This window comes from Pseudomonas sp. NCCP-436, from assembly GCF_019656335.1.
Taxonomy (GTDB): Bacteria; Pseudomonadota; Gammaproteobacteria; order Pseudomonadales; family Pseudomonadaceae; genus Aquipseudomonas.
This window is the reverse complement of the sequence record NZ_BPLZ01000002.1, coordinates 376,660-402,207: the sequence shown is the minus strand read 5'-3', so window position 1 is coordinate 402,207 and position 25,548 is coordinate 376,660. Positions and strand designations below refer to the sequence as shown.

Annotated in this window: 20 protein-coding genes, 1 pseudogene and 1 other annotated feature; of the genes and pseudogenes, 3 read left to right on the top strand and 18 right to left on the bottom strand. The window is 60.6% G+C overall.

The window, feature by feature from the left end; genetic code table 11:
- Positions 1–842, bottom strand: a pseudogene (locus NCCP436_RS03990) (IS3 family transposase); the annotation flags it as partial.
- Positions 449–565: a sequence feature (AL1L pseudoknot), on the bottom strand. It overlaps the preceding pseudogene by 117 nt.
- Before the next feature lie 573 nt (positions 843–1,415).
- Here NCCP436_RS03990 and mutS point away from each other — a divergent pair.
- Complete coding sequence (gene mutS / locus NCCP436_RS03985) at positions 1,416–3,989, top strand: DNA mismatch repair protein MutS (RefSeq protein WP_220802489.1); 2,574 nt, start codon at positions 1,416–1,418, stop codon at positions 3,987–3,989.
- Positions 3,990–4,125: 136 nt separating this feature from the next.
- Positions 4,126–4,449 (top strand): ferredoxin FdxA, encoded by a 324-nt coding sequence (gene fdxA / locus NCCP436_RS03980; protein WP_220802488.1) that lies wholly within the window; start codon positions 4,126–4,128, stop codon positions 4,447–4,449.
- 521 nt (positions 4,450–4,970) lie between these two features.
- Here fdxA and rpoS read toward each other — a convergent pair.
- From rpoS to NCCP436_RS03935, 9 genes are all read right to left on the bottom strand, one after another.
- Positions 4,971–5,978: an RNA polymerase sigma factor RpoS gene (rpoS, locus tag NCCP436_RS03975; RefSeq protein ID WP_220802487.1), complete on the bottom strand. Its 1,008-nt coding sequence runs from the start codon at positions 5,976–5,978 to the stop codon at positions 4,971–4,973.
- 99 nt (positions 5,979–6,077) lie between these two features.
- Positions 6,078–6,977 (bottom strand): peptidoglycan DD-metalloendopeptidase family protein, encoded by a 900-nt coding sequence (locus NCCP436_RS03970; protein WP_220802486.1) that lies wholly within the window; start codon positions 6,975–6,977, stop codon positions 6,078–6,080.
- Positions 6,978–7,919: a DUF368 domain-containing protein gene (locus NCCP436_RS03965; protein WP_220802510.1), complete on the bottom strand. Its 942-nt coding sequence runs from the start codon at positions 7,917–7,919 to the stop codon at positions 6,978–6,980.
- A 16-nt stretch (positions 7,920–7,935) separates the two neighbouring features.
- Complete coding sequence (locus NCCP436_RS03960; protein WP_220802509.1) at positions 7,936–8,574, bottom strand: protein-L-isoaspartate(D-aspartate) O-methyltransferase; 639 nt, start codon at positions 8,572–8,574, stop codon at positions 7,936–7,938.
- 38 nt (positions 8,575–8,612) lie between these two features.
- Positions 8,613–9,362 (bottom strand): 5'/3'-nucleotidase SurE, encoded by a 750-nt coding sequence (gene surE / locus NCCP436_RS03955; RefSeq protein ID WP_220802485.1) that lies wholly within the window; start codon positions 9,360–9,362, stop codon positions 8,613–8,615.
- Positions 9,350–10,408, bottom strand: a complete 1,059-nt coding sequence (gene truD / locus NCCP436_RS03950; RefSeq protein WP_220802484.1) for a tRNA pseudouridine(13) synthase TruD — start codon at positions 10,406–10,408, stop codon at positions 9,350–9,352. The genes surE and truD overlap by 13 nt, the downstream gene beginning before the upstream one ends.
- The gene (gene ispF / locus NCCP436_RS03945) at positions 10,405–10,878 is read right to left on the bottom strand and encodes a 2-C-methyl-D-erythritol 2,4-cyclodiphosphate synthase (protein WP_220802483.1); all 474 of its coding nucleotides are present in this window, start codon (positions 10,876–10,878) and stop codon (positions 10,405–10,407) included. Before ispF ends, truD begins: the two co-directional genes overlap by 4 nt.
- Positions 10,879–11,024: 146 nt before the next feature.
- Complete coding sequence (gene fghA / locus NCCP436_RS03940) at positions 11,025–11,867, bottom strand: S-formylglutathione hydrolase (RefSeq protein ID WP_220802482.1); 843 nt, start codon at positions 11,865–11,867, stop codon at positions 11,025–11,027.
- Positions 11,868–11,920: 53 nt separating this feature from the next.
- The gene (locus NCCP436_RS03935; protein WP_220802481.1) at positions 11,921–13,033 is read right to left on the bottom strand and encodes an S-(hydroxymethyl)glutathione dehydrogenase/class III alcohol dehydrogenase; all 1,113 of its coding nucleotides are present in this window, start codon (positions 13,031–13,033) and stop codon (positions 11,921–11,923) included.
- Positions 13,034–13,177: 144 nt separating this feature from the next.
- On the opposite strand from NCCP436_RS03935, the gene NCCP436_RS03930 reads away from it, so the two are divergent.
- Positions 13,178–14,074 (top strand): LysR substrate-binding domain-containing protein, encoded by an 897-nt coding sequence (locus NCCP436_RS03930; RefSeq protein ID WP_220802480.1) that lies wholly within the window; start codon positions 13,178–13,180, stop codon positions 14,072–14,074.
- A 132-nt stretch (positions 14,075–14,206) separates the two neighbouring features.
- On the opposite strand, the gene ispD is transcribed toward NCCP436_RS03930, so the two are convergent.
- The 8 genes from ispD to dnaE form a co-directional block, all read right to left on the bottom strand.
- Positions 14,207–14,902 (bottom strand): 2-C-methyl-D-erythritol 4-phosphate cytidylyltransferase, encoded by a 696-nt coding sequence (gene ispD, locus NCCP436_RS03925; protein WP_220802479.1) that lies wholly within the window; start codon positions 14,900–14,902, stop codon positions 14,207–14,209.
- On the bottom strand, positions 14,899–15,177 hold the full coding sequence (locus tag NCCP436_RS03920) for a septum formation initiator family protein (RefSeq protein ID WP_220802478.1): 279 nt from the start codon (positions 15,175–15,177) through the stop codon (positions 14,899–14,901). The genes ispD and NCCP436_RS03920 overlap by 4 nt, the downstream gene beginning before the upstream one ends.
- A 177-nt stretch (positions 15,178–15,354) precedes the next feature.
- On the bottom strand, positions 15,355–16,644 hold the full coding sequence (gene eno, locus NCCP436_RS03915) for a phosphopyruvate hydratase (RefSeq protein WP_220802477.1): 1,290 nt from the start codon (positions 16,642–16,644) through the stop codon (positions 15,355–15,357).
- A 146-nt stretch (positions 16,645–16,790) separates the two neighbouring features.
- Entirely contained in the window at positions 16,791–17,636 is an 846-nt protein-coding gene (gene kdsA / locus NCCP436_RS03910; RefSeq protein WP_220802476.1) for a 3-deoxy-8-phosphooctulonate synthase, read from the bottom strand.
- 3 nt (positions 17,637–17,639) lie between these two features.
- Entirely contained in the window at positions 17,640–19,271 is a 1,632-nt protein-coding gene (locus NCCP436_RS03905) for a CTP synthase (protein WP_220802475.1), read from the bottom strand.
- A gap of 150 nt (positions 19,272–19,421) precedes the next feature.
- Positions 19,422–20,744 carry a tRNA lysidine(34) synthetase TilS gene (gene tilS, locus NCCP436_RS03900; RefSeq protein WP_220802474.1) on the bottom strand — a complete coding sequence of 441 codons (1,323 nt, stop codon included), beginning with the start codon at positions 20,742–20,744 and terminating at the stop codon, positions 19,422–19,424.
- 57 nt (positions 20,745–20,801) lie between these two features.
- Positions 20,802–21,752 carry an acetyl-CoA carboxylase carboxyltransferase subunit alpha gene (locus tag NCCP436_RS03895; RefSeq protein WP_220802508.1) on the bottom strand — a complete coding sequence of 317 codons (951 nt, stop codon included), beginning with the start codon at positions 21,750–21,752 and terminating at the stop codon, positions 20,802–20,804.
- Between the two features lie 241 nt (positions 21,753–21,993).
- Positions 21,994–25,524, bottom strand: coding sequence for a DNA polymerase III subunit alpha (dnaE, locus tag NCCP436_RS03890; protein WP_220802473.1), 3,531 nt, complete (start codon positions 25,522–25,524; stop codon positions 21,994–21,996).
- Positions 25,525–25,548: the final 24 nt, after the last annotated feature.

Genomic DNA, 25,548 nt, shown 5'->3' with positions numbered 1-25,548 from the left:
CGAAGTCGGTCTTCATGCTGGTACTGACTCGCCACCCCACGATACGCCGCGCAAAGGCGTCGATCACGAAGGCCACATACAGCCATCCCTGCCAGGTCGACACGTAAGTGAAATCCGACACCCACAGCTGGTTGGGGCGGTCGGCCTGGAATTGGCGCTGGACACGATCCAGCGGACAGAGCGACTTGTCTCCGGCCACCGTTGTCCGCACGACCTGGCCGCGCCTTATGCCCTGCAACCCAGCTCGACGCATCAACCGCTCCACCGTGCATCTGGCTGCCTCGATGCCTTCTCGCCGGAGCTGCTTCCAAACCTTGACCGCGCCATAGCACTGCATGCTGGTATTCCACACGCGCTGGACTTCCAGACTCACTGCCTCGTCGCGCCGAGCACGGCAGGAGCGCAATGCCGGATTGCGCAGGCGGGCCGCATGCTTGCGGTAACCGGACGGGACGACCTGCAAGACACGGCAGATCGACTCGACCCCGAGACGGTCACGGTACTGATCGACAAATGCCCTCAGGACTTGGTGCGGCGGTCGAGCTCCGCCTGGGCAAAATACGCGCTGGCCAGACGCAGGATCTCGTTGGCCTTGCGCAATTCGCGACTCTCGCGCTCCAGGGCTTTGATGCGCTCACGCTCTTCGGTGGTCGCCCCGGACGCTGGCCGGCGTCGGTCTGATGGCGACGAATCCAGCCATGCAGGGTTTGCGCCGCGCAGCCGATCTTCGGCGCTATCGCCTCGATGGCCGCCCACTCGGATGGGTAGTCGTTCAGGTGCTCCAGAACCATGCGCACGGCACGTTCACGGACTTCAGGGGAGTAGGTCGTGGTCTTTCTCATGGCCTCATCTTCTCAAGAGTTGAGGCCTCCACGAGGCCCGGGGCGATTCAAAGCGTTATTCCCAAAGCTTGGAGAGTGTCTAGGAAAACCGGGGCGATTCATTACCCAGCAACGACAATTCCTAACCAGTACGCGCGTTGAGCATATAATGCGCAACAAACTGACCACCTGCACCTTATAGCCATATTATCGGCACCTCATGATTTCCCCTCAGAAGCTCCAGAGCCCGTCACCATCTGCGCGCATCGCTACAGGGCTAACTCAAATGAAAGCAGCGCAGACAGTCCAAGCGTCGTTGCGTGCCTGGCAGCAGTGGGAAGCAGGAGACCGCACAATGCTTACTGGGATCTTCGAGCTATTTATGCTCAAGACCGGGCAATGGCCACTCAACAGCAGCGACATCACGCAGTGAATACTCAAGGGCTAGTCGGTGTTGGGCAGAACCTGCCCATGGGTAGATTTGGCGTTCCCAATAGTGCCGGAACGATTCAGATGGGGCCGAGAAGAATGTATCAAAACAGCCTCAAACTTACCCAAAAATCCAGTTTATATAATTTCAAGTGATTGATTTAAATGGATAAAAACGATTACTCATCGCACACCCCGATGATGCAGCAGTACTGGAAGCTGAAGAACCAGCACCCGGATCAACTGATGTTCTATCGTATGGGGGACTTCTATGAAATCTTCTATGAAGACGCGAAGAAGGCCGCCAAATTGCTGGACATAACCCTGACCTCTCGGGGCCAGTCGGCCGGTCAGGCGATTCCGATGTGTGGCATCCCTTTCCACTCGGTCGAAAGCTACCTGGCCAAACTGGTTAAGCTGGGCGAATCCGTGGTGATCTGTGAACAGATCGGTGATCCTGCCACCAGTAAGGGGCCGGTGGAGCGTCAGGTGGTGCGCATCATCACCCCCGGCACCATTAGTGACGAGGCGCTGCTCGACGAGCACCGAGACAACTTGTTGGCGGCGCTTCTTGGCGACGAGCGCCTGTTCGGTCTGGCGGTGCTGGACATCACCAGCGGCCGCTTCAGCGTGCAGGAACTTGCCGGCTGGGAAAACCTGCTAGCCGAACTGGAGCGTCTGAATCCGGCTGAACTTCTGATCCCGGACGACTGGCCGCAGGACCTTCCCGCAGAAAAGCGCAAGGGGGCTCGCCGCCGAGCCCCGTGGGACTTCGACCGCGACAGTGCGTTCAAGAGTCTCTGCCAGCAGTTCGGCACTCAGGATCTGAAAGGCTTCGGCTGCGAAAACCTCACCCTGGCCATAGGCGCGGCCGGCTGCCTGTTGGCCTACGCCAAGGAAACCCAGCGCACTGCACTGCCCCACCTGCGCAGCCTGCGCCATGAGCGACTCGACGACACGGTGATCCTCGACGGAGCCAGCCGCCGTAACCTTGAGCTGGACACCAACCTCTCCGGCGGCCGCGACAACACCCTGCAATCTGTAATGGATCGCTGTCAGACGGCCATGGCCAGCCGCCTGCTCGGTCGCTGGCTGAACCGCCCGCTGCGTGACCGCGCGGTTCTTGAAGCACGCCAGGAAGCTATTGCCTGTCTGCTTGACGGCTATCGCTTCGAGGCACTGCAACCGCAGCTCAAGGAAATCGGCGACCTGGAACGGATCCTGGCGCGCATTGGCCTGCGCAATGCCCGTCCACGCGACCTCGCCCGCCTGCGCGACGCCCTTGCCGCACTTCCAGCACTGCAGCAGGCCATGCAGGCACTCGATACCCCGCACCTGCGCCAGCTTGCCGTCAACATTGCCACTTATCCGGATCTTGCCGATCTGCTGAGCCGCGCCATCATCGACAATCCGCCAGCAGTGATCCGCGACGGTGGAGTACTGAAGACGGGCTATGACGCCGAGCTGGACGAACTGCAGGCCATGAGCGAGAACGCCGGTCAGTTCCTCATAGACCTGGAAGCACGGGAAAAGGCCCGCACCGGCCTGGCCAACCTCAAGGTGGGCTACAACCGCGTTCACGGCTACTACATCGAGCTGCCGACCAGACAGGCCGAATCGGCGCCTGCCGACTACATCCGCCGACAAACTCTCAAGGGTGCCGAGCGCTTCATCACCCCGGAACTCAAGGAATTCGAGGACAAGGCTCTTTCGGCCAAGAGCCGCGCCCTGGCGCGAGAGAAAATGCTCTACGACGAGCTGCTGGAAAAGCTCATCGACCACCTTGCACCACTGCAGGACAGTGCCGCTGCCCTGGCCGAGCTGGACGTACTGAGCAACCTGGCCGAACGAGCGCTGAACCTCGACCTGAACCGGCCGCGCTTCGTCGACGAACCCTGCATGCGTATCACTCAGGGCCGCCACCCGGTGGTTGAACAGGTGCTGACCACTCCTTTCGTCGCCAACGACCTGGAACTTGACGAAAACCGCCGCATGCTGATCATCACCGGCCCGAACATGGGCGGTAAGTCCACCTATATGCGCCAGACCGCCCTGATCGTTCTGCTGGCCCACATCGGCAGCTTCGTACCTGCCGCGTCCTGTGAACTGTCGCTGGTTGACCGCATCTTCACTCGCATCGGCTCCTCTGACGACCTGGCCGGCGGACGCTCAACCTTCATGGTAGAGATGAGCGAAACCGCCAACATCCTGCACAACGCCAGCGAACGCAGCCTGGTACTGATGGACGAAGTCGGCCGAGGCACCAGCACCTTCGACGGCCTGTCACTGGCCTGGTCAGCAGCAGAACACCTGGCTCGCCTACGCGCCTTCACGCTGTTCGCCACCCACTACTTCGAACTGACCGTACTGCCGGAAAGCGAGTCGGTGGTGGCCAACGTGCACCTGTCGGCCACCGAGCACAACGAACGCATCGTCTTTCTGCACCATGTCCAGCCCGGCCCGGCCAACCAGAGCTACGGCCTGGCCGTGGCTCAACTGGCGGGCGTCCCCAACCCGGTAATCAGCCGTGCTCGTGAACACCTGGCACGACTGGAAGCCACCAGCCTGGTCCATGATCTGCCAGCGCAAATCCCCTCCCAGACACAGGTGCCGGTGCAAAGCGACCTGTTTGCCAGTGCCCCGCACCCACTACTTGAAGAACTGCACAGGCTTGATCCAGACAACCTGACGCCGCGCCAGGCCCTCGAACTGTTATATGTATGGAAAACTCGCATCTAACGCTGCCGCCCACAAACTGTTAGAATCGCGCGCATTTTTATGACAGCCCGGTTTACAGCCTGAGCCGCGGCACCGATAAAGCGCCGGCAGCCCTCACAGAAAGGGCTCAGATCGCCGCCCGAGGAGAGAATCAGAAATGACCTTCGTCGTTACCGACAACTGCATCAAATGCAAATACACCGACTGCGTGGAAGTGTGCCCGGTGGATTGCTTCTACGAAGGCCCGAACTTCCTGGTAATCCACCCGGATGAGTGCATCGACTGCGCCCTGTGCGAACCGGAGTGCCCAGCCCAGGCGATTTTCTCGGAAGACGAAGTACCGGACGACATGCAGGAGTTCATCGAGCTGAACGCCGAACTGGCTGAAGTCTGGCCGAATATTACCGAGCGCAAGGATCCGCTGCCGGACGCCGAGGAATGGGACGGCGTCAAGGAAAAGCTCAAGCACCTGGAGCGCTAAGCATCCGCAGCCACTCGGAAGACCCGCCTCGGCGGGTCTTCTTGTTTCTGCCCCAGGAAAATCGCAGGCAAAAAAAGGGGCGGCTTGCGCCGCCCTGCTTCGTCCCTGATTTCCTTGTTTCCTCGCTCATCATCCTGATGAATCGCATCATGCGATGATCCTGATTCTCTCCCTGAGAACCTGTGCTCGTCCTTGAACACGAGGTCAGTATTAGACAGCCAGGCAGAACCGGCAACTCGCCGATATCAGCATCCGCCCATCATCAACCCGTTCAATGTCGATTTATTTCTTATTTAAAAACAACAAGTTACCCTTAGCCCACCAATCAAAACCTGAAAAGTTCTGCACAGTTTCAACCTGAAGTCTGACATCAACTGTAAGCAATAACTGACATGAAGAGACGGTAAATAGCCAGCTTGTGACAAAGCTGCGCCACCTGAAAGGCCGCGCAACAAATCGAATAAAAGACAAAAGCAAAGCCCTGACGGCAGTACCGGCAGGGCCCTGTTCAAAAGATCGCGCTATTGAAACAACGCGTCACCGGACAAGCCGTTCTTCTCAAATATCTCGCGAAGACGCTTGAGTGCCTCGACCTGAATCTGTCGTACCCGTTCACGGGTCAGACCGATTTCCTGACCAACTTCCTCCAAAGTGCAGCTCTCATGACCGCGTAGACCGAAGCGACGCACCACCACCTCTCGCTGCTTCTCGGTAAGATCCGACAGCCATTGGTCAATGCTCTGAGAGAGGTCGTCATCCTGCAGCAGTTCACAAGGGTCGGTAGGCCGGTCATCGGTGAGGGTGTCGAGCAGGGTCTTGTCCGAGTCCGGCCCGAGCGAAACATCCACTGAAGTCACTCGCTCATTGAGACCGAGCATGCGCTTGACCTCACCCACCGGTTTTTCCAGCAAGCTGGCGATTTCCTCGGCGGATGGCTCGTGATCAAGTTTCTGAGTCAACTCGCGGGCTGCGCGCAGGTAAACGTTCAGTTCCTTGACCACGTGAATGGGCAAGCGGATGGTGCGAGTCTGATTCATGATGGCCCGCTCGATAGTCTGACGGATCCACCAAGTGGCATAGGTAGAAAAACGGAAGCCGCGCTCCGGATCGAACTTCTCCACGGCACGGATCAGACCAAGGTTACCTTCCTCGATCAGATCTAGCAGGGAGAGACCACGATTAACATAGCGACGGGCGATTTTTACCACCAAGCGCAGATTGCTCTCGATCATGCGTCGGCGGCCGGCAGGATCGCCTTTCTGCGCCAAACGCGCGAAATGTACTTCCTCTTCGGGAGTCAGCAGAGGCGAAAAGCCGATTTCATTGAGGTATAGCTGAGTGGCATCCAATGCCCGGGTGTAGTCGATGTGCTTGTGCTGCCTGGAGAAGGCGGTCTGCCGGCTCTGCGAGTACGCCGACGGCGCTTGCGCCTCATCACTCTGGTTCACAGCAAGAACGATGTCCGGCTCCATCAGGAGCACTTCATCGTCAACGTCAAACTCCGGCACTTGTTTTTTTTTGAGAGCCATTGTTGTTGTCCCTATCTGAGTTCGACAACAGACTCCGGCTGTGCCCTCCTGGCCATGCCTGAGTCCGCCCCTCCTACGGTTGGACGAACTGACGGCGGATCAACGACGAGGCAGGTACTGTAGGGGATCGACAGGTTTTCCCTGGCGGCGAATTTCAAAATGCAGCTTGACCCGATCCGCCCCCGTAGACCCCATTTCAGCGATGGTTTGCCCGGCCTTGACCTGCTGCCCCTCCCGTACCAACAACCTGCGGTTATGTCCGTAGGCACTGACGTAGGTGTCGCTGTGCTTGATGATGATCAACTCGCCGTAGCCCCTCAAACCACTCCCGGCGTACACCACTGTCCCATCAGACGCAGCTAAAACAGGCTGTCCTAATTCCCCGGCGATATCAATGCCTTTATTCAAACTACCGTTTGAGGAAAATCGACTAATAACAGTCCCTGATGCAGGCCACGCCCAACCAGTGGATGAACGAGCCACAGGTTTGACCGGCGTATTCGCCGCCGTTGTCGTAGCCGCCGGTTTGGCTACCTGCACCTGGCTGCTACCGGTGCTTGAGGTTTGCGGCCGGGCGACACTGGCAGCCGGCTTGGTGGTCGTAACTGCCGGCGCCGCCGGGTTCGGCCTTGCAGCCGCCTGTTGCTGAGCAATCGGAGCCCGGTTATCGAAGCGAATGACCTGCCCAACCCTGATCAGGTAGGGATCACGCAGACCATTGTGGGCGGCCAGGGCCTTCCAGTCCCAGCCAAAGCGGAAGGCGATGGAATAGAGCGTATCGCCACGCTGCACTACATACTGACCGGTACGCACTGGCTGACGCTGCGCCACCTGCGCCCGGCCCTGGCTGCGGTCGACCACCTCCACCCCACCGGGCGGGGAACTGGCACAGCCGCCCAGCAAAGTCAGCAGCATGACAGACGCCAACACATACAGATGGTTCGATATCCGTTCGACCGAGCGAATCACCCCAGACTCCCTCTCAATTGCATCGCCCATTCAGGATACCGGTTGTCCGAGCGAAGCGGCACGCCGCCGCGCCAGCCATTCCAGCAACAGCACCAGCACAACCGCGCTGGCAGCCAGACAGATGGCAAGGCCTAGCTGATGGGCTTGTCCGGTCACCTCGACAAAGCGCTGCGGCAACAGATTCTCCTGAAGCAGCGGATAGGACTCACCGTGGCGATTGGTCTGCCAGGTCAGTGTCTGCTTCCAGGGCCAGACCTTGACCAGCGAACCGAGCATGAGCCCTGCCATGAAGGCCATGGTCAGATCACGCAGTCGCGACAACAACCAGGTCAGAAAGCGAGAGAAGACCAGCAGGCCCAGTGCACAACCTGCACTGAAAAGGGCCAGCACCGGGATGTCGAGATTCTTCACCGCCCCCAGTACAACCGGATACAGTCCCAGCAGCACCAGGATGAAACTGCCGGAAATTCCTGGCAGCAGCATGGCGCTGATGGCAATGGCACCCGCAATAAAGAGGATCAGCGGATCTGCGGCCAGCTGCATGGGCGCCGACAGAGTGATGAACAACGCCAGCGCAAGGCCCAGCGCAGCAACCACCAGGCAGACAGGTCGCCAGACGCTCACTTCACGCCCCACCAGATAGACCGAGACCAGCACCAGGCCGAAGAAAAAGGCCCAAAGCAGCACCGGATGTGCCGCCATCAGATAGCTGATCAGTTTGGCCAAGGTAAAGATGCTGGTCAGAATGCCGAGCATCAGCACCAGCAGGAAGGTAGCGTCACAACGTCTCCAGGCATCACTGATACGGCCGCGAAGCAGCAGCAGAAATGCCTCCGGCATCGCAGCGAAGGCAGCCAGCAAGCGGTGATAGATGCCAGTGATCAGCGCCACCGTGCCCCCGGAGAAGCCTGGCACCACATCCACGGCCCCCATAGCCAGCCCCTTGCAATACAACAGCAGGTTATCCTTGATCATCCCTGGCACAACCTCACGATAATGGCCCATTGAGTAGCGGCACGAAGCGCACCATATCCAGTTCATGGCGGGTGAAACCGCCATGCTCATCGCGCACGATCAGCAGCAATTGCTGCAAGTCGCCACTGCCCACCGGGATGACCATCCGCCCACCGGGCGCGAGCTGATCCAGCAGAGCCTGAGGCACATTGGCGGCAGCCGCCGTAACGATAATGCCGTTGTACGGCCCCAGCGCATTCCAACCCTCCCAGCCGTCACCCCAGCGAAAGACCACGTTGCGCAGGTTGAGTTCGGCCAGGCGCTCCTTGGCGCGATCCTGCAAAGCCTGGATTCGCTCCACGGAGAATACCCGCTCCACCAGCTGTGCCAGAACGGCTGTCTGATAGCCGGAGCCGGTGCCGATCTCCAGCACCTTGTCAAGCGGGCCAGCTGCCAGCAGCAGTTCAGTCATGCGCCCAACCATGTAGGGCTGGGAAATGGTCTGGTTATGGCCAATAGGCAGCGCCGTGTCCTCGTAAGCGCGATGCGCCAGGGCCTCGTCGACAAACAGATGGCGCGGCGTGCGCCGAATCACCTCAAGCACGCCCGGGTTCGACAACCCCTCCTCATAAAGACGCTGAATCAGTCGCTCGCGGGTGCGCTGCGAGGTCATGCCGATCCCGTGGCGCTGCAGATCATCCTGCCTGCGCATCAAAAGATTCCCTCCAGCCAACCATCCATGCTCTCCAGAGCCTCATTGAAAGTACGGTTGAGCTGCAGAGGCGTGATCGAAACATAACCCTGCATGACCGCATGAAAATCAGTTCCCGGGCCACCATCCTCGACATCGCCAGCCGCGGCAATCCAGTAACCTTCCTTGCCTCGGGGATTGACCACCTTGACCGGCGCCGCAGCCCGGGCTCGGTGACCAAGGCGGGTCAGTTGCACGCCACGAATGTTCTCCAGCGGCAGGTTGGGTACGTTGACGTTGAGCACCGTACGCGGCGGCAGCGCCAGACGTTCATGCGCTTCGACCAGCCGTCGCGCGAAGTAGGCGGCGGTTGGCAGATTGTCGGCCTGGCGTGAAAGCAGCGAAAAGGCAAACGCCGGCCTGGTCAGGAAGCGCCCCTCCAGCGCGGCGGCGACCGTGCCGGAATAAAGCACGTCGTCACCTAGATTGGCACCCAGGTTGATTCCCGATACCACCATCTCCGGCACCGGTTCCAGCAAGCCGTTGAGGCCCAAGTGGACACAATCAGTCGGCGTACCATTGATGCTCAGGTAACCGTTGGCCAGGCGCATGGGGTGAAGCGGGCGATCCAGGGTCAGAGCGCTGCTCACGCCACTGCGATCTTCCGCCGGCGCGACCACCACGCAATCGGCATAATCAGCCAGCGCCTGGTGCAACGCGGCGATCCCGGGTGCATTCACCCCGTCGTCATTGGAAATCAGAATTCGCATGGAGTATCCGTCTGCCCTGTCGGCACCAGATCGACGAGTTCACGCACCACAACGGTGGCGAAACACCCGGCCGGCAGGACGAATGCAAGTTGCAGAATATCGGGTTCCGGATAATGCCACGTCAGACCCTGGATGGGGAGGCGCAGAATACGCCGTTCGTGCGTCATTCCCGCACTGACCAGCCAATCGACCAGGGACTGCTCGGCAATTGCCAGTTGCTGTTCCATCTGCCGGACGGAGCCGCCGGCTGGAGATTCGCCCTCCCCCCATAACGGCCCGGTAGGATGCAGATCAAGCACGGCTAGGCGCGGATCCATGCAATCCGCCTCACAGGCCATGAAAAAGCTGCGACTGCCGCTGAAGGCCAGCAGATCGCCAACCTGCGCCCGGTTCCAGCTACCGTCGACGACTCGTTCAGCCAGCAGCCGGTTGAACAGATAGCTGCGTGCAGCTGAAAGCAGACGAGAACGCAGATTGCGCGATCCCGGCAGAGCCTGCCGGACGGCATGTTCACGTGCCTGCAGCAGGTTACCCCCATCGAACCCGAAACGCTGCAGACCGAAATAGTTGGGCACGCCCTGCTCGGCAATGCACTGCAGACGCTGCTCAAGCGTCTGACGATCGGCCTGCAGACCGGTCAGGCGCAGGGTGAAACCGTTGGCAGCATGCGCGCCACGCTGCAGCTTGCGGCTGTGTCGCTGACTGCGCAGGATGGCCAGTTGATCGTCTTGTGCAGCGGCCAGATCTGGATCGACCTTACCCGGCAGATGCAGGCTGAACCACTGCCGGGTCAGCGCCTGCCGATCCTTCAGTCCGGCATAACTGACCGCGCGCAACGGCAGGCCGGCCGCCCGGGCGATACGCCGAGCCGCATCTTCGGTATTCAGCCCTCGCTTTTCCACCCACAGCCAGAGGTGCTCACCCTGCCCGGCCAGAGGGATGTCGAGCACTTCGTCGACCTGAAAATCCTCGGCACTCGCCTTCAGTACGGCCCGGCCACAGGCCTGGCCATGGGCTCGCGGGCCGAGCAACTGCAGCTCGCTCATGCCCTTACCAGCAAGGCAACAGCATGCACCGCGATGCCCTCCTCGCGCCCGGTGAAACCGAGCTTCTCGGTAGTGGTGGCCTTGACGTTTACCTGATCCAGCTCAACACCGAGATCCTCGGCGATGTGCGAGCGCATGGTCTCGATATGCGGCGCCATTTTCGGTGTCTGGGCGATGATGGTGGCATCGACATTGCCCACTCGATATCCCTTGTCCTGTACCAAAGCCAGCACATGTCGCAGCAGCACACGACTGTCGGCGCCCTTGAAGGTCGGATCCGTATCGGGAAAATGTCTGCCGATATCGCCCAGGGCCACGGCTCCGAGCAACGCATCGCTCAGGGCGTGCAACAACACATCACCGTCGGAATGGGCAACCAGACCGAATTTGTGTGGAATACGTACTCCGCCGAGCGTGATGAATTCGCCCTCGCCAAAGCGGTGCACGTCGTAACCATGGCCGATACGCATGAGCCAGCATCCTGAAAAATTGCCGATTCTACCGCAAACGCCGTCCATTGGTGTCCGGCAGCACTGCTGCAACTTTCTGGATGGATCGAATGAAAACAGCCCGGAAAGCACTCTGCGTGCAGTCCAGGCTGTCATGGGTAGGTCTGTCAGACCAATGTCTGCGCGTGGTGACGCAAATGATCCTCAATGAAGCTGGCGATGAAATAGTAGCTGTGATCGTACCCTGGCTGCATACGCAAGGTCAGCGGGTAGCCTGCCGCCTTGGCCGCTGCCTGTAGAGCCTCAGGCTTGAGCTGCCCTTCAAGGAAGTCGTCGCGATCGCCCTGATCGATCAGGATCGGCAGCCGCTCGCTGGCCTCTGCTATCAACACGCTGGCATCCCACTCGCGCCAGCGCGAGCGATCCTCTCCCAGATAACGACCAAAAGCCTTCTCACCCCAGGGGCAGTTCATCGGGTTGCTGATCGGCGCAAAGGCCGAAACCGAATGGTAACGCCCGGGATTCTTCAGCGCACAGATCAGCGCACCATGCCCCCCCATGGAGTGACCAGCGATGCCACGCCTGTCCGAAACCGGGAAATTGGCCTCAATCAGCGCCGGCAGCTCCTGTACCACATAGTCGTACATCCGGTAGTGACGAGCCCAGGGCTCCTGGCTGGCGTTAACGTAAAAGCCCGCGCCAAGGCCAAAATCATAGGCGCCCTCGGCATCGTCCGGCACCCCCTCGCCACGCGGACTGGTGTCCGGCGCGACGATAATCAGCCCCAGCTCGGCCGCCATACACTGAGCGCCGGCCTTCTGCATGAAGTTCTCGTCGGTACAGGTCAGGCCCGAGAGCCAGTACAGCACCGGCAGACGAACGCCCTGCTCGGCCTGCGGCGGCAGATAAACAGCGAACACCATATCGCAGTTCAGGGCGGTGGAGCGGTGGCGGTAGCGCTTGTGCCAGCCGCCAAAACTCTTGTTACTGGAAACAATTTCCAGAGTCATGAGATTACCTCGCACTAGGCGGATGCGAGGCACAAAGCGCATCCGCCACCGGATCAGAAGTGGATGACGGTCCGGATGCTCTTGCCTTCGTGCATCAGCTCGAACGCCGTGTTGATCTCGTCCAGGCCCATGGTGTGGGTGATGAAGGTATCCAGCGGGATCTCGCCTTGCTGCGCCTTTTCCACATAGCCGGGCAGCTCGGTACGCCCCTTGACGCCGCCGAAGGCGCTGCCGCGCCAGACGCGACCGGTGACCAGCTGGAACGGACGGGTGCTGATCTCGGCACCGGCCGGCGCCACGCCGATGATGGTGGATTCGCCCCAGCCCTTGTGACAGCACTCCAGCGCGGCGCGCATCAACTGCACGTTGCCGACGCACTCGAAGCTGTAGTCGACGCCGCCATCGGTCATCTCGACGATGACTTCCTGGATCGGCTTGTCATGGTCCTTCGGATTGACGAAGTCGGTCGCGCCCAGCTCACGAGCCACGTCGAACTTCGCCGGGTTGATGTCAATGGCGATGATCCGCGCGGCCTTGGCCATCTTGGCACCGATGATCGTCGCCAGACCGATGCCACCGAGACCGAAGATGGCAACGGTCGAACCCTCTTCCACTTTGGCGGTGTTGAGCACCGCACCGATGCCGGTAGTCACGCCGCAGCCGAGCAGACAGACCTTCTCCAGCGGCGCCTCCTTCGGGATCACCGCGACCGAGACTTCCGGCAGCACGGTGTACTCGGAGAAGGTCGAGCACCCCATGTAGTGGTAGACCGGCTGCCCCTGATAGGAGAAGCGGGTGGTTCCGTCCGGCATCAGGCCCTTGCCCTGGGTAGCGCGCACCGAGCTGCACAGATTGGTCTTGCCGGATTTGCAGAACTTGCACTGGCGACATTCGGCGGTGTAAAGCGGAATCACGTGGTCGCCGACCTTCACCGAGGTCACCCCCTCGCCCACCGCCTCGACGATGCCACCTCCCTCGTGACCGAGGATGCACGGGAACACCCCCTCGCTGTCCTGACCGGACAGGGTGTAGGCATCGGTGTGGCAGACGCCGGTGGCGACAATGCGCACCAGTACCTCGCCGTCCTTCGGCGGCTCCACGTCCACTTCAACGATCTTCAGCGGCTCGTTGGGTGCAAAAGCCACGGCAGCGCGGGACTTGATCATGTGAGTACTCCATTGGGTTGAGCAATAGCCTTGCAGTGTATTGCCATTCCCCAGCGAGATAATCAGCACAAAGGCAAAACATTATTGCCATACAGGGATAATAAATCGACACTTCATGACCATGTTCTTTGTCGAGATAACCCCATGAATCGCTGGGAAGGCCTGGACGAATTCGTCGCAGTAGCCGAATGCGGCCAGTTCACTGCTGCCGCCGAGCGGCTCGGACTATCCCCCTCACAGGTCAGCCGGCAGGTGGCGCGCCTGGAGGAAAGACTGCAGAGTCGGCTTTTTTATCGCAGCACCCGGAGCGTAGTGCTGACCGAAGCTGGCCAACTGTTCTTGCAGCACTGCCAGCGTCTGCAGGATGCTCGCGAGGAGGCGCTGAGAGCGATCAGCGACCTCGGCTCCGAACCTAAGGGGCTGCTGCGCATGACTTGCGCCGTGGCCTATGGCGAGCGCTTTATCGTGCCGCTGGTCAACGACTTCATGGCCCGCCATCCGCAACTTCGAGTGGAGATTGAACTGACCAATCATCAGCTCGACCTGCTCCACGAAGGACTGGATCTGGCCATTCGCCTCGGACGCCTGCAGGACTCGCGGCTGATGGCTACACGTCTGGCACCCCGGGAAATGTACCTGTGTGCCGCGCCGCGGTACCTGCAGCGCTACGGCCGCCCGCACTCACTGTCGGAACTGGCGCGGCACAATTGCCTGATCGGCAGCAGCGATCACTGGAGCTTCGCCGAGAACGGCCGGGAAGCCCAAATCCGGGTACAGGGCAACTGGCGCTGCAACAGCGGCCAGGCAGTGCTCGATGCAGCCTTGCGCGGCTTCGGCCTGTGCCAGTTGCCGGACTACTACGTCCTGGAGCATCTGCGCAGCGGTAGCCTGGTATCCCTGCTCGATCAGCACCGCCCCCCCAATACCGCAGTCTGGGCACTCTATCCGCAGCAGCGCCACCTCTCTCCCAAGGTACGCCAACTGATCGACGCCTTGCGCAGCGGTCTTGGCAGCTGCAAAGAATACGCCGGGGCAACCTGAGTTATTGAAAAGTCTTTTCACCAAACCAAGCGAATGCTGCCAACGCAAAGATCCGCACACTTCAGGCTTCTGGAGTCGCCAGAAAATCCGATTCGCCCAGCCAGAAGTAAATAGGATCCGCAGACTCAGTCACTACCTGGAACACCAGATGCGTTGCAGATAGTGGAGATCCTCTGGCCGGGTTACCTTGAGATTGTCCGCCCGGCCTTCGACGAGTCGCGGTTGATGGCCGGCCCACTCCATGGCCGAGGACTCGTCGGTCACCGTCACACCTTGCCGGAGCGCCTGATCAAGCACCTGACGCAGCGTCCCGAGGCGAAACATCTGCGGCGTGTAAGCCTGCCAGATCACGCTGCGATCAACGGTCTCGCACACCCGGCCATCGCCCCCGACACGCTTGAGAGTGTCGCGCACCGGTACCGCCAGCAGCCCACCGACCGGATCAGTCGCCAGACTTTCGAGCAGACGATGCAAGTCTTCCGCTGCCAGGTTGGGGCGCGCGGCATCATGCACCAGAACCCAGTCCTGCTCTGCCGCGCCCTCCTGTATCAGGGTCGTGAGCCCGGCCAGCACCGAGTCGGCGCGCTCGCGCCCGCCATCGGCCCGGCGAATACGCGGGTCACTGGCAACTACCAGCTGCGGCCAGAAAGGGTCATCCGGCGCCACGCAGACCACCGCTCCAAGCAGCCCCGGGTGGTCAAGAAAGCAGTCGAGGGTATGTTCGAGAATGCAGCGTCCGGCCACCCGCAGGTACTGCTTGGGACGGTCAGCGGCCATGCGCGCGCCAACACCGGCAGCCGGAACCACCAGCCAGAATTTCGTGTTCATTCGGTCAGCAGGTAGAGGGTCTCGCCCTCTTTGAGCATGCCGAGCTCCTGCCGTGCACGCTCCTCCACGGTTTCCATGCCGCGCTTGAGTTCCATTACCTCAGCCTCGAGGATCCGGTTACGCTCCAGCAGGCGCTCGTTCTCGCCCTGCTGTTCGGCAATCTGCTGCTGCAGACGGCTCGCCTGGGCGAAGCTGCCCTCGCCAACCCACAGGCGATACTGCAGACCGGCCAGCAACAGAATAAGTACAACGAACAGCCAATAGGGACTACGCATGGAGCGGCTCGCAGATTGAGTCATCGGCATGGTAGGGGCTGCGTTCATGCTTGAAAAGAAGCCGACTGATGAGTGACATGGGCTTTCTGTACCTGCATCCGTGCAATGGTTCCCAAAGATCGACGAAGCGTCCACGAAAAAGGGCGACTTGCGTCGCCCTTTTCTACCACGCAGATTTTAGCCACGGAACTCGGCACGGCCCTTGTAGGGCGCCTTGCCAGCGAGCTGCTCTTCGATACGCAGCAGCTGGTTGTACTTGGAAACACGGTCAGAACGGCACAGCGAACCGGTCTTGATCTGGCCGGCAGCGGTACCCACGGCCAGGTCGGCGATGGTGCTGTCCTCGGTTTCGCCCGAACGGTGCGAAATCACCGCAGTGAAACCGGCAGCCTTGGCCATCTGAATGGCTTCCAGAGTCTCGGTCAGCGAGCCGATCTGGTTGAACTTGATCAGAATCGAGTTGCCGATCTTCTCTTCAATACCGCGCTTGAGGATCTTGGTGTTGGTGACGAACAGATCGTCGCCGACCAGTTGCACCTTCTCGCCAATCTTGTCGGTCAGCACCTTCCAGCCGGCCCAGTCGGACTCGTCCATGCCGTCCTCGATGGAGATGATCGGGTAGCGCTGGGTCAGGCCGGCCAGATAGTCGGCAAAACCGGCGGCATCGAATGCCTTGCCTTCGCCAGCCAGATCGTACTTGCCATCCTTGTAGAACTCGGAGGAAGCGCAGTCCAGAGCCAGGGTGACATCCTCGCCCAGCTTGTAGCCGGCGCTAGCCACGGCCTCTGCGATGGCGCCCAGGGCGTCTTCGTTGGAAGCCAGGTTCGGCGCGAAGCCACCTTCGTCACCGACAGCAGTATTCAGGCCACGGGCCTTGAGCACGGCTTTCAGGTGATGGAAGATTTCGGCGCCCATGCGCAGGGCATCGGCGAAGGTCTTGGCGCCTACCGGCTGAATCATGAACTCCTGGATATCGACGTTATTGTCGGCATGCTCGCCGCCGTTGATGATGTTCATCATCGGCACCGGCATGGAGTAGACGCCCGGGGTGCCGTTGAGATCAGCGATATGCGCGTACAGCGGCACGCCCTTGGCCTGAGCGGCAGCCTTGGCAGCGGCCAGGGACACCGCGAGAATGGCGTTGGCACCCAGCTTGGCTTTGTTCTCGGTGCCATCCAGTTCGATCATGGCGCGGTCAAGCGCTTGCTGATCAGCAGCGTCCTTACCCAGCAGCAGATCGCGAATCGGGCCGTTGATGTTGGCCACAGCCTTCAGCACACCCTTGCCCAGGTAGCGGCTCTTGTCGCCGTCACGCAGCTCCAGTGCTTCACGTGAGCCGGTGGACGCACCAGACGGTGCACAGGCACTGCCTACGATGCCTCCTTCAAGAATTACATCGGCCTCCACAGTGGGGTTGCCACGGGAGTCGAGAACCTCACGACCCTTGATGTCGACGATCTTTGCCATTCTTGTTAACACTCCAAAGGTTGACGATAAGAGGGAAGCCGGGCTGCGCGAGACCGCCGCCGCCCGGAGGCAGATCGGCGTCACGCCCTGACCAGCGGGTCAGGATAAATTTTGCTGGGCCGGTACTTTACCGGAATATGGCTGGATCAGGCAGTCTCGATCGGAGAAAAGCTCTTCACCAGATCGTCCAGCTGCTTGAGCTGAGCAAGGAAAGGTTCCAGCTTGTCCAGACGTAGCGCACAGGGGCCGTCGCACTTGGCATTATCCGGATCCGGATGGGCTTCAAGGAACAGACCGGCCAGCCCCTGGCTCATCCCAGCCTTGGCCAGATCCGTGACCTGGGCGCGGCGACCGCCAGCCGAATCGGCACGACCACCAGGCATCTGCAAGGCATGGGTTACGTCGAAGAACACCGGGTACTCGAACTGCTTCATGATGCCGAAGCCCAGCATATCGACTACCAGATTGTTGTAGCCAAAGGACGAGCCACGCTCACAAAGGATCAGCTGGTCATTTCCGGCTTCCTCACACTTGCGCAGGATATGCTTCATCTCCTGCGGAGCAAGGAACTGTGCTTTCTTGATATTGATCACCGCGCCGGTCTTGGCCATGGCCACCACCAGATCGGTCTGCCGCGAGAGGAAGGCCGGCAACTGGATGATGTCGCAAACCTCAGCCACCGGAGCCGCCTGATGCGGCTCATGCACATCGGTAATCACCGGCACACCGAAGGTCTTCTTCACTTCCTCGAAGATCCTCATGCCCTCTTCCAGGCCAGGACCACGGAACGAGGTGATGGAAGAGCGGTTGGCCTTGTCGAAGCTGGCCTTGAATACATAGGGGATACCGAGTTTTTCGGTCACCTTGACGTATTCCTCACAAGCCTGCATTGCCAGATCACGCGACTCCAGCACGTTGATCCCGCCGAACAGCACGAAAGGCTTGTCGTTGGCGATCTCAATGTCGCAAACCTTGATGATCTTCTGCGTCATGCCTTAGGCCTTCTTCACTTGGTGAGCCAGAGCGGCGTTGACGAAACCGCTGAACAGCGGATGACCGTCACGCGGCGTGGAGGTAAATTCCGGGTGGAACTGGCAGGCCACGAACCAGGGGTGATCCGGCGCCTCGACCACCTCCACCAGCGCACCGTCACCGGAACGACCGGTTACCTTCAGGCCGGCATCGGTCAGCTGCGGCAGCAGGTTGTTGTTCACTTCATAGCGGTGGCGATGGCGCTCGACAATCACGTCCTTGCCGTAGCACTGGTGAACCAGAGAACCGGCCTGCAACTGGCACTCCTGAGCTCCCAGGCGCATGGTGCCGCCCAGATCCGAGTCCTCGCTGCGGGTTTCCACTTCGCCGGTGGCGTCCTGCCACTCGGTGATCAGACCAACGACCGGGTGGCTGCTGGCAGTATCGAACTCGGTGGAGTTGGCATCTTCCCAGCCAACCACATTGCGCGCGTATTCGATCACGGCGACCTGCATACCCAGGCAGATACCCAAGTAGGGAATCCGGTTTTCGCGTGCGTACTGCACGGTCTTGATCTTGCCTTCCACACCGCGCAGACCAAAGCCGCCAGGAACCAGAATGGCGTCCACGCCTTCGAGCAGGCTGGTGCCCTTGTTCTCGATATCTTCGGAATCGATGTAGCGCAGATTGACCTTGGTGCGGTTCTGGATGCCGGCGTGGCTCATCGCTTCGATCAGCGACTTGTAGGCGTCCAGCAGTTCCATGTACTTGCCGACCATGGCGATGGTGACTTCTTTTTCCGGGTTGAGCTTGGCATCAACCACCCGCTCCCACTCGGACAGGTCGGCCGGGCCACACTGCAGGCCGAACCGCTCGACGACGAAGTCGTCCAGGCCCTGAGCATGCAGCACGCCCGGGATCTTGTAGATGGTGTCGACGTCTTCCAGGCTGATCACCGCGCGCTCTTCGACGTTGGTGAACAGGGCGATCTTGCGACGGGAAGACACGTCGATCGGATGGTCGGAACGGCACACCAGCACATCCGGCTGCAGACCGATGGAACGCAGCTCCTTGACCGAGTGCTGAGTCGGCTTGGTCTTGGTCTCGCCAGCGGTAGCGATATAGGGCACCAGGGTCAGGTGCATCAGCATCGCGCGCTTGGCACCTACCTCCACACGCAGCTGGCGAATGGCTTCAAGGAACGGCTGCGACTCGATGTCACCGACAGTGCCGCCGATTTCCACCAAGGCCACGTCGGCGTCACCGGCGCCCTTGATAATGCGACGTTTGATTTCGTCGGTGATATGCGGAATGACCTGAATGGTCGCGCCCAGGTAATCACCACGACGCTCCTTGCGCAGCACGTCTGCGTATACGCGACCGGTGGTGAAGTTGTTGCTTTTGCTCATCGTGGTGCGGATGAAGCGCTCGTAGTGACCCAGGTCGAGGTCGGTCTCGGCGCCGTCGTGGGTGACGAACACCTCACCGTGCTGGAACGGGCTCATGGTGCCCGGATCGACGTTGATATAGGGGTCGAGCTTGAGCATGGTGACCTTCAGGCCCCGCGCCTCCAGGATGGCCGCCAGTGAAGCCGAGGCGATGCCTTTCCCCAATGAAGAAACAACACCACCCGTGACGAAGATGTAGCGCGTCATGAAAAACCCTAGAAGTCTGCGTTAAGCGGTCAGTGCCGCCGGGGAAAGCGAAGAAACGCCATCACTCAAGAACAATAGCAGGCTCGCCAAGCTCCTGAAGGGACTCGGCAAAGCACTGTTAAGACGGGAGCGTAGTCTACCCTAAAGGCCTTACCAGCTCAAACGTTGCGCGCCGGTCGGCGGCGACCAGCAGAGTTGCACGCCACGGTTCTGCAGGCGCGCCGAGCAGGCCAGGTTGGCCACGGCAACCAGTTCCTCGCCGTCGAACAGTAGCGGCAGGCGACCACGCACAAAGGCCGGCACCCGCCATTCGTTGAGCAACCGCTTGAGTTCGCGACGCCCGCGACCGGCCAACTGCATGCTCTCGCCACCTGATCGGTAACGCAACTGCCAGCGCCCTGCCGGCAGCTCGCCCAGCAGCCAGACACGGCCATTACCCGGCAGCAGACTGCTTCCTCCGCTCGGTATCCAAGGCAGTCGCAACGGCGCCGGCATATCGAGCCAATCGCCGCTGAGCCACCACAGCCGGTCATCGGAACGATGCAATTGGCCATCCTCCAATTGCCAGACCGGCTCGGCATCGATGCGCGCATCACGCAGGTTCTGCCAGCCAGCCCAATGTTCGCTGTCCGGCATCCGCGTCAGGTCTGCCAGCCAGTGACGCAGCAGGTTACGCTGACGGGCCTCGCCAAGGGCGGCAACGGCCGAAAGCTGCAGCGATGGCAATGACAGCCAGGGCAACGATGACGAGCCTCTCGCAACGGCCAGATCCAGCTCTGCCAACTCGCCCAGTAGCTGCTGCGCTTCGGCGCAGTGCCCGGCACTGCGCGCCAGCGTGGTAGAGGCCTGCGGCCAGCGCTGCTGCAACAGAGGAAGTACTTGCCGGCGCAGGAAGTTGCGACTGAAGCGCTCATCAGCGTTGCTCGGATCTTCGACCCAGCTCAGGCCATGCTGGCGGGCATAGGCCATCAGCTCAGCGCGCGAACTGTCGAGCAGCGGACGTAGTAACTGCCCCCGCCCCAGCGTCCTCCTTGCCGGCATCCCGGACAGCCCGCGCACACCTGCGCCGCGCAACAACCTAAACAGTAAAGTTTCGGCCTGATCGTCACGATGCTGGGCACAGATCAGCAACTCACCGTTCTGCAAGTGCCGGGCAAAAGCAGCGTAGCGGGCCCGACGCGCAGCCTGTTCGAGGCTGGCGCCCTCCTCCACAGAAACCTCCAGCACCTCCAGACTAACGCCAAGCTGCTGGCAGAAACGCGCGCAATGGGCCGGCCAAGCTTGGGCGGCCGCCTGCAGTCCATGCTGTACGTGCAGCGCCCGCAGTGGTGGCAGCTTTTCCTGGCGAGCCCAGCTGGCGAGCAAGTGCAGCAGCACGGTGGAGTCCAGGCCACCAGAATAGGCAATGCACCAGGCCGGAGCCCGGAGCCAGGGCTGCAGCATTAGACGCAGGCGGGTTTCGAGAGCATTCATTGGTCAAGCTTAAACAACAACGGGCCCGAAGGCCCGCTGCAATACCGGTTGACGCGATCAGGCTATGCCGTAGCTCATCAGGCGCTGGTAGCGGCGCTCCAGCAGAGCGGCGCTGTCATGCTTCTGCAGCTCGGCCAACTGTCGGATCAGCGCCTGACGGATGGACTCCGAGGCGGCAGCCGGGTCACGGTGAGCGCCACCCAGCGGCTCAGCGATCACCTCATCGACAATGCCCAGATCCTTCAGACGCTCTGCAGTAATGCCCATCGCCTCGGCCGCTTCCGGTGCCTTCTCGGCGGTACGCCAGAGGATCGAGGCACAACCTTCCGGCGAGATCACCGAGTAGGTGGAGTACTGCAACATGTTGAGCTGGTCGCAAACACCGATAGCCAGTGCCCCCCCCGAGCCACCTTCACCGATGACGGTGGCGATAATCGGGGTTTTCAGGCGCGCCATCACCCGCAGGTTCCAGGCAATGGCCTCGCTCTGGCCGCGCTCTTCGGCATCGATGCCCGGGTAAGCCCCCGGCGTGTCGATAAAGGTAAGGATCGGCATCTTGAAGCGCTCGGCCATTTCCATCAGGCGGCAGGCCTTGCGATAGCCTTCAGGACGCGGCATACCGAAGTTGCGACGCACCTTTTCGCGCACGTCACGCCCCTTCTGGTGACCGATGACCATCACCGGCTGCTCCCCCAGACGCGCCACACCACCAACGATGGCGGCATCGTCGGAGAAGTGGCGATCACCGTGCAGCTCATCGAACTCGGTAAAGATATGCTGGATATAGTCCAGGGTATAGGGACGTCGCGGATGGCGTGCCAGTTGAGCGATCTGCCAGCTGCTCAGGTTGCCGAAGATGCTTTCGGTCAGGGCGCTGCTCTTATCCTGCAGACGGGCAATCTCGTCACTGATATTCAGCGCGTTGTCGTTGCCGACCAGGCGTAGCTCTTCGATCTTGGCTTGCAGGTCGGCGATCGGCTGTTCGAAATCGAGGAAGTTCGGGTTCATAGTCATCCGTCTTGCGTCGACGGCCAAGTGGCCGGGGAGCTGTATCCAGTGGGACGGCTGAGAAACGCAAGCGAGGCGAAAGACCGCATTCGCAGGCTGCAACGCAGCGCCCGGTCGGGCGACAACGACAGCACAGATCGTTCTTCAGCTGTTTTCAGGCGCCCTACCTTAAGGGATCGGGCGCAACGGGTCGACACCCGTAGGTGTCTTTGCCGACACAAAGAGGCTTTACCCCTCGCAATCAGCGGTAGTGCAAAAAGACGTTGTCGCGCCCTAACTGGTCACGCAATGCCTGAATCAAAGTATCAGCCGGCTCGATGCGCCAGTCGTCACCGAACTGCAGCAGCGCTTTGGCCTCCTCGCCCTGATAGTCGACTGTGACCGGACAGGCACCACGATATTTGCTGCACAGATCAGCCAGCCAACGCAGCCGGTCTCCCCTGAACGACTCGCGATCCACTCTCAGGCGCAGGCTTTCAGCCAGGCTGGTGCGCGCCTCCTCAAGACTCATCACGCGCTTGGCGCGCAGGCGCAGACCGCCAGAAAATTCGTCGTTACTCACCTCGCCCTCGACCACCACCAGCGCGTCGTTCTGCAGCAGCGCCTGGTTGCTGGCAAAGGCATCGGCAAACAGCGAGGCCTCGATGCGACCGGAACGATCATCAAGGGTGATGAAGCCCATCTTGTCGCCCTTCTTGTTCTTCATCACTCGCAAGTTGACGATCATCCCGGCGACAGTCTGCAGGTCACGCGCCGGCTTGAGCTCGACAATGCGCTGACGAGCAAAACGACGAATCTCACCTTCGTACTCATCGATGGGATGCCCCGACAGGTAGATGCCCAGGGTGTCCTTCTCCCCCTTCAGGCGCTCCTTGATCGGCAGCTCGCGCACCTTGCGATGATTGGCATAGACATCCGCCTCGGGCTCGGCGAACAGGCCACCGAACAGATCCATGTGGCCGCTCTCGGCGCTGCGCGCAGTCTGCTCGGCGGACTGCACCGCCTCCTCCATCGACGCCAGCAGCACTGCGCGGTTCTTGTCGACGCTGGCCTGGTAAGCCTTGAGTTCGTCCTGATAGTACGGTCCGAGACGATCAAGTGCGCCACAACGGATCAGCGCCTCCAGAGTACGCTTGTTGATACGCTTGAGGTCTACGCGATTGCAGAAGTCGAACAGATCCTTGAACGGGCCACCTTCCGCACGGCATTCGACGATGGCCTCCACCGGCCCTTCGCCGACGCCCTTGACCGCGCCGAGACCGTAGACAATGCGACCGTCATCGTTGACGGTGAACTTGAACTCGGAAACGTTTACATCCGGCGGATCGATGCGCAGCTTCATGTTGCGACACTCTTCCACCAGAATCACCACCTTGTCGGTGTTGTGCATATCCGCCGAGAGCACTGCAGCCATGAACGGGGCCGGGTAATGCGCCTTGAGCCAGGCGGTCTGGTAGGAAACCAGACCATAGGCAGCCGAGTGCGACTTATTGAAACCGTAACCAGCGAACTTCTCCACAAGATCGAAGATGTTGCCTGCAAGATCAGCATCGATTCCATTTTTCGCACAGCCTTCGATAAAGCCGCCGCGCTGCTTGGCCATCTCCTCAGGCTTCTTCTTGCCCATGGCACGACGCAGCATGTCCGCGCCGCCGAGGGTGTAGCCAGCCATCACCTGGGCAATCTGCATCACCTGTTCCTGATACAGGATCACCCCATAGGTAGGCGCCAATACCGGTTTGAGGCCGTCGTACTGATAATCCGGGTGCGGGTAGGACAGCTCGGCACGACCGTGTTTACGGTTGATAAAGTCGTCCACCATGCCCGACTGCAACGGCCCCGGACGGAACAACGCCACCAGTGCGATCATGTCTTCCAGACAGTCGGGCTTGAGCTTCTTGATCAGCTCCTTCATGCCGCGTGATTCAAGCTGGAAGACCGCAGTGGTTTCCGCCTTCTGCAACATGTCGTAGGTTTTCTTGTCATCCAGCGGGATGAAGTCGATATTGACCAGTTCCTCGTCCGAAGCGCCCTCGCGCTTCTGGATGCGGTGAATGGTTTCCATCGCCCACTTGATGATGGTCAGGGTGCGCAGGCCAAGGAAGTCGAACTTGACCAGGCCGGCCTGCTCGACGTCGTCCTTGTCGAACTGGGTCACCAGACCGCCACCCTCCTCGTCACAAGCGATCGGCGAGAAGTCAGTGAGCTTGGTTGGCGCGATCACCACGCCACCAGCGTGCTTGCCGGTACCACGCACAATACCCTCGAGCTTGAGCGACATGTCCCAGATTTCCTGGGCTTCTTCGTCGTTCTTGAGGAACTCGCGCAGCGGTTCCTCCATCTCGTAGGCTTTTTCCAGGGTCATGCCCACTTCAAAGGGAATCATCTTCGACAGACGGTCGGCCAGACCGTAGGACTTGCCCTGAGCCCTCGCCACATCACGCACCACCGCCTTGGCCGCCATGGAACCGAAAGTGATGATCTGGCTCACCGCATTGCGCCCGTATTTCTCGGCCACGTAATCGATCACCCGGTCGCGGCCGTCCATGCAGAAGTCGACGTCGAAGTCGGGCATGGAGATCCGTTCCGGGTTAAGGAAGCGTTCGAACAGCAAATCGTAGGCCAGCGGATCAAGATCCGTAATCTTCAGCGCATAGGCCACCAGCGAGCCGGCACCCGAGCCACGTCCCGGACCTACCGGCACGCCGTTGTTCTTGGCCCACTGGATAAAGTCCATCACGATCAGGAAGTAACCGGGGAAGCCCATCTGGATGATGATGTCCAGCTCGAAATTGAGGCGGTCCACATAGACCTGCCTTTTCGCCTCATAGTCCGGAGTGTCCTTGGGCAACAGCACACGCAGGCGCTCTTCCAGCCCTTCAAAGGAGGCATGCCGCAGATAATCGTCAATGCCCATGCCATTGGGTGTAGGGAAATCGGGCAGGAAGTACTTGCCCAACTGCACTTCGATGTTGCAGCGCTTGGCAATCTCGACCGTGTTTTCCAGCGCTTCGGGCAAGTCTGCGAACAACTCCCACATTTCCGCCGGCGTTTTCAGATACTGCTGATCCGAGTAGTGACGCGGCCGGCGCGGGTCGTCCAGCGTGCGTCCCTCACCGATGCAGACGCGGGTTTCGTGCGCCTCAAAATCGTCCTGCTTGATGAAGCGCACATCATTGGTCGCCACCAGAGGCGCCTCCACACGCTCGGCCAGTGCCACGGCGGCATGCAGGTACTCTTCATCGCCGATACGGTTGGTGCGCTGCACCTCGAGATAGAAACGCTCCGGGAAGACCGCCAGCCACTCGCGCAGACGCGTCTCAGCCAATGCCTCGTCACCGGCCAGCAGCGCCTGCCCCACCTCGCCCTCGCGGGCGCCGGACAGGGCAATCAGCCCCTCGGCCGCCTCCTTGACCCAGTCACGCTGGATGATGACCAGACCGTTGCTCTGCCCCTCGGTCCAGCCGCGCGAGATCAGTTCGGTAAGGTTGCGGTAGCCCTGGGCGTTCATCGCCAACAGCGTCATGCGCGTCAGCGGGCCGTCCTCCTCGGCTGCGGCCAGCCAGATGTCGGCACCGCAGATCGGCTTGATCCCGCCACCCATGGCCGCCTTGTAGAACTTCACCAGCGCGCACATATTGCTCATGTCGGTGACTGCTACTGCTGGCATGCCAGCCCCGGCCACCGCCTTGATCAGCGGTTTGACCCGTACCAGGCCATCGACCAGGGAGTACTCGGTGTGCAGACGCAGGTGGACAAACGCTTGGGACATGGGCTGCCTTGCTGATCAGAACGA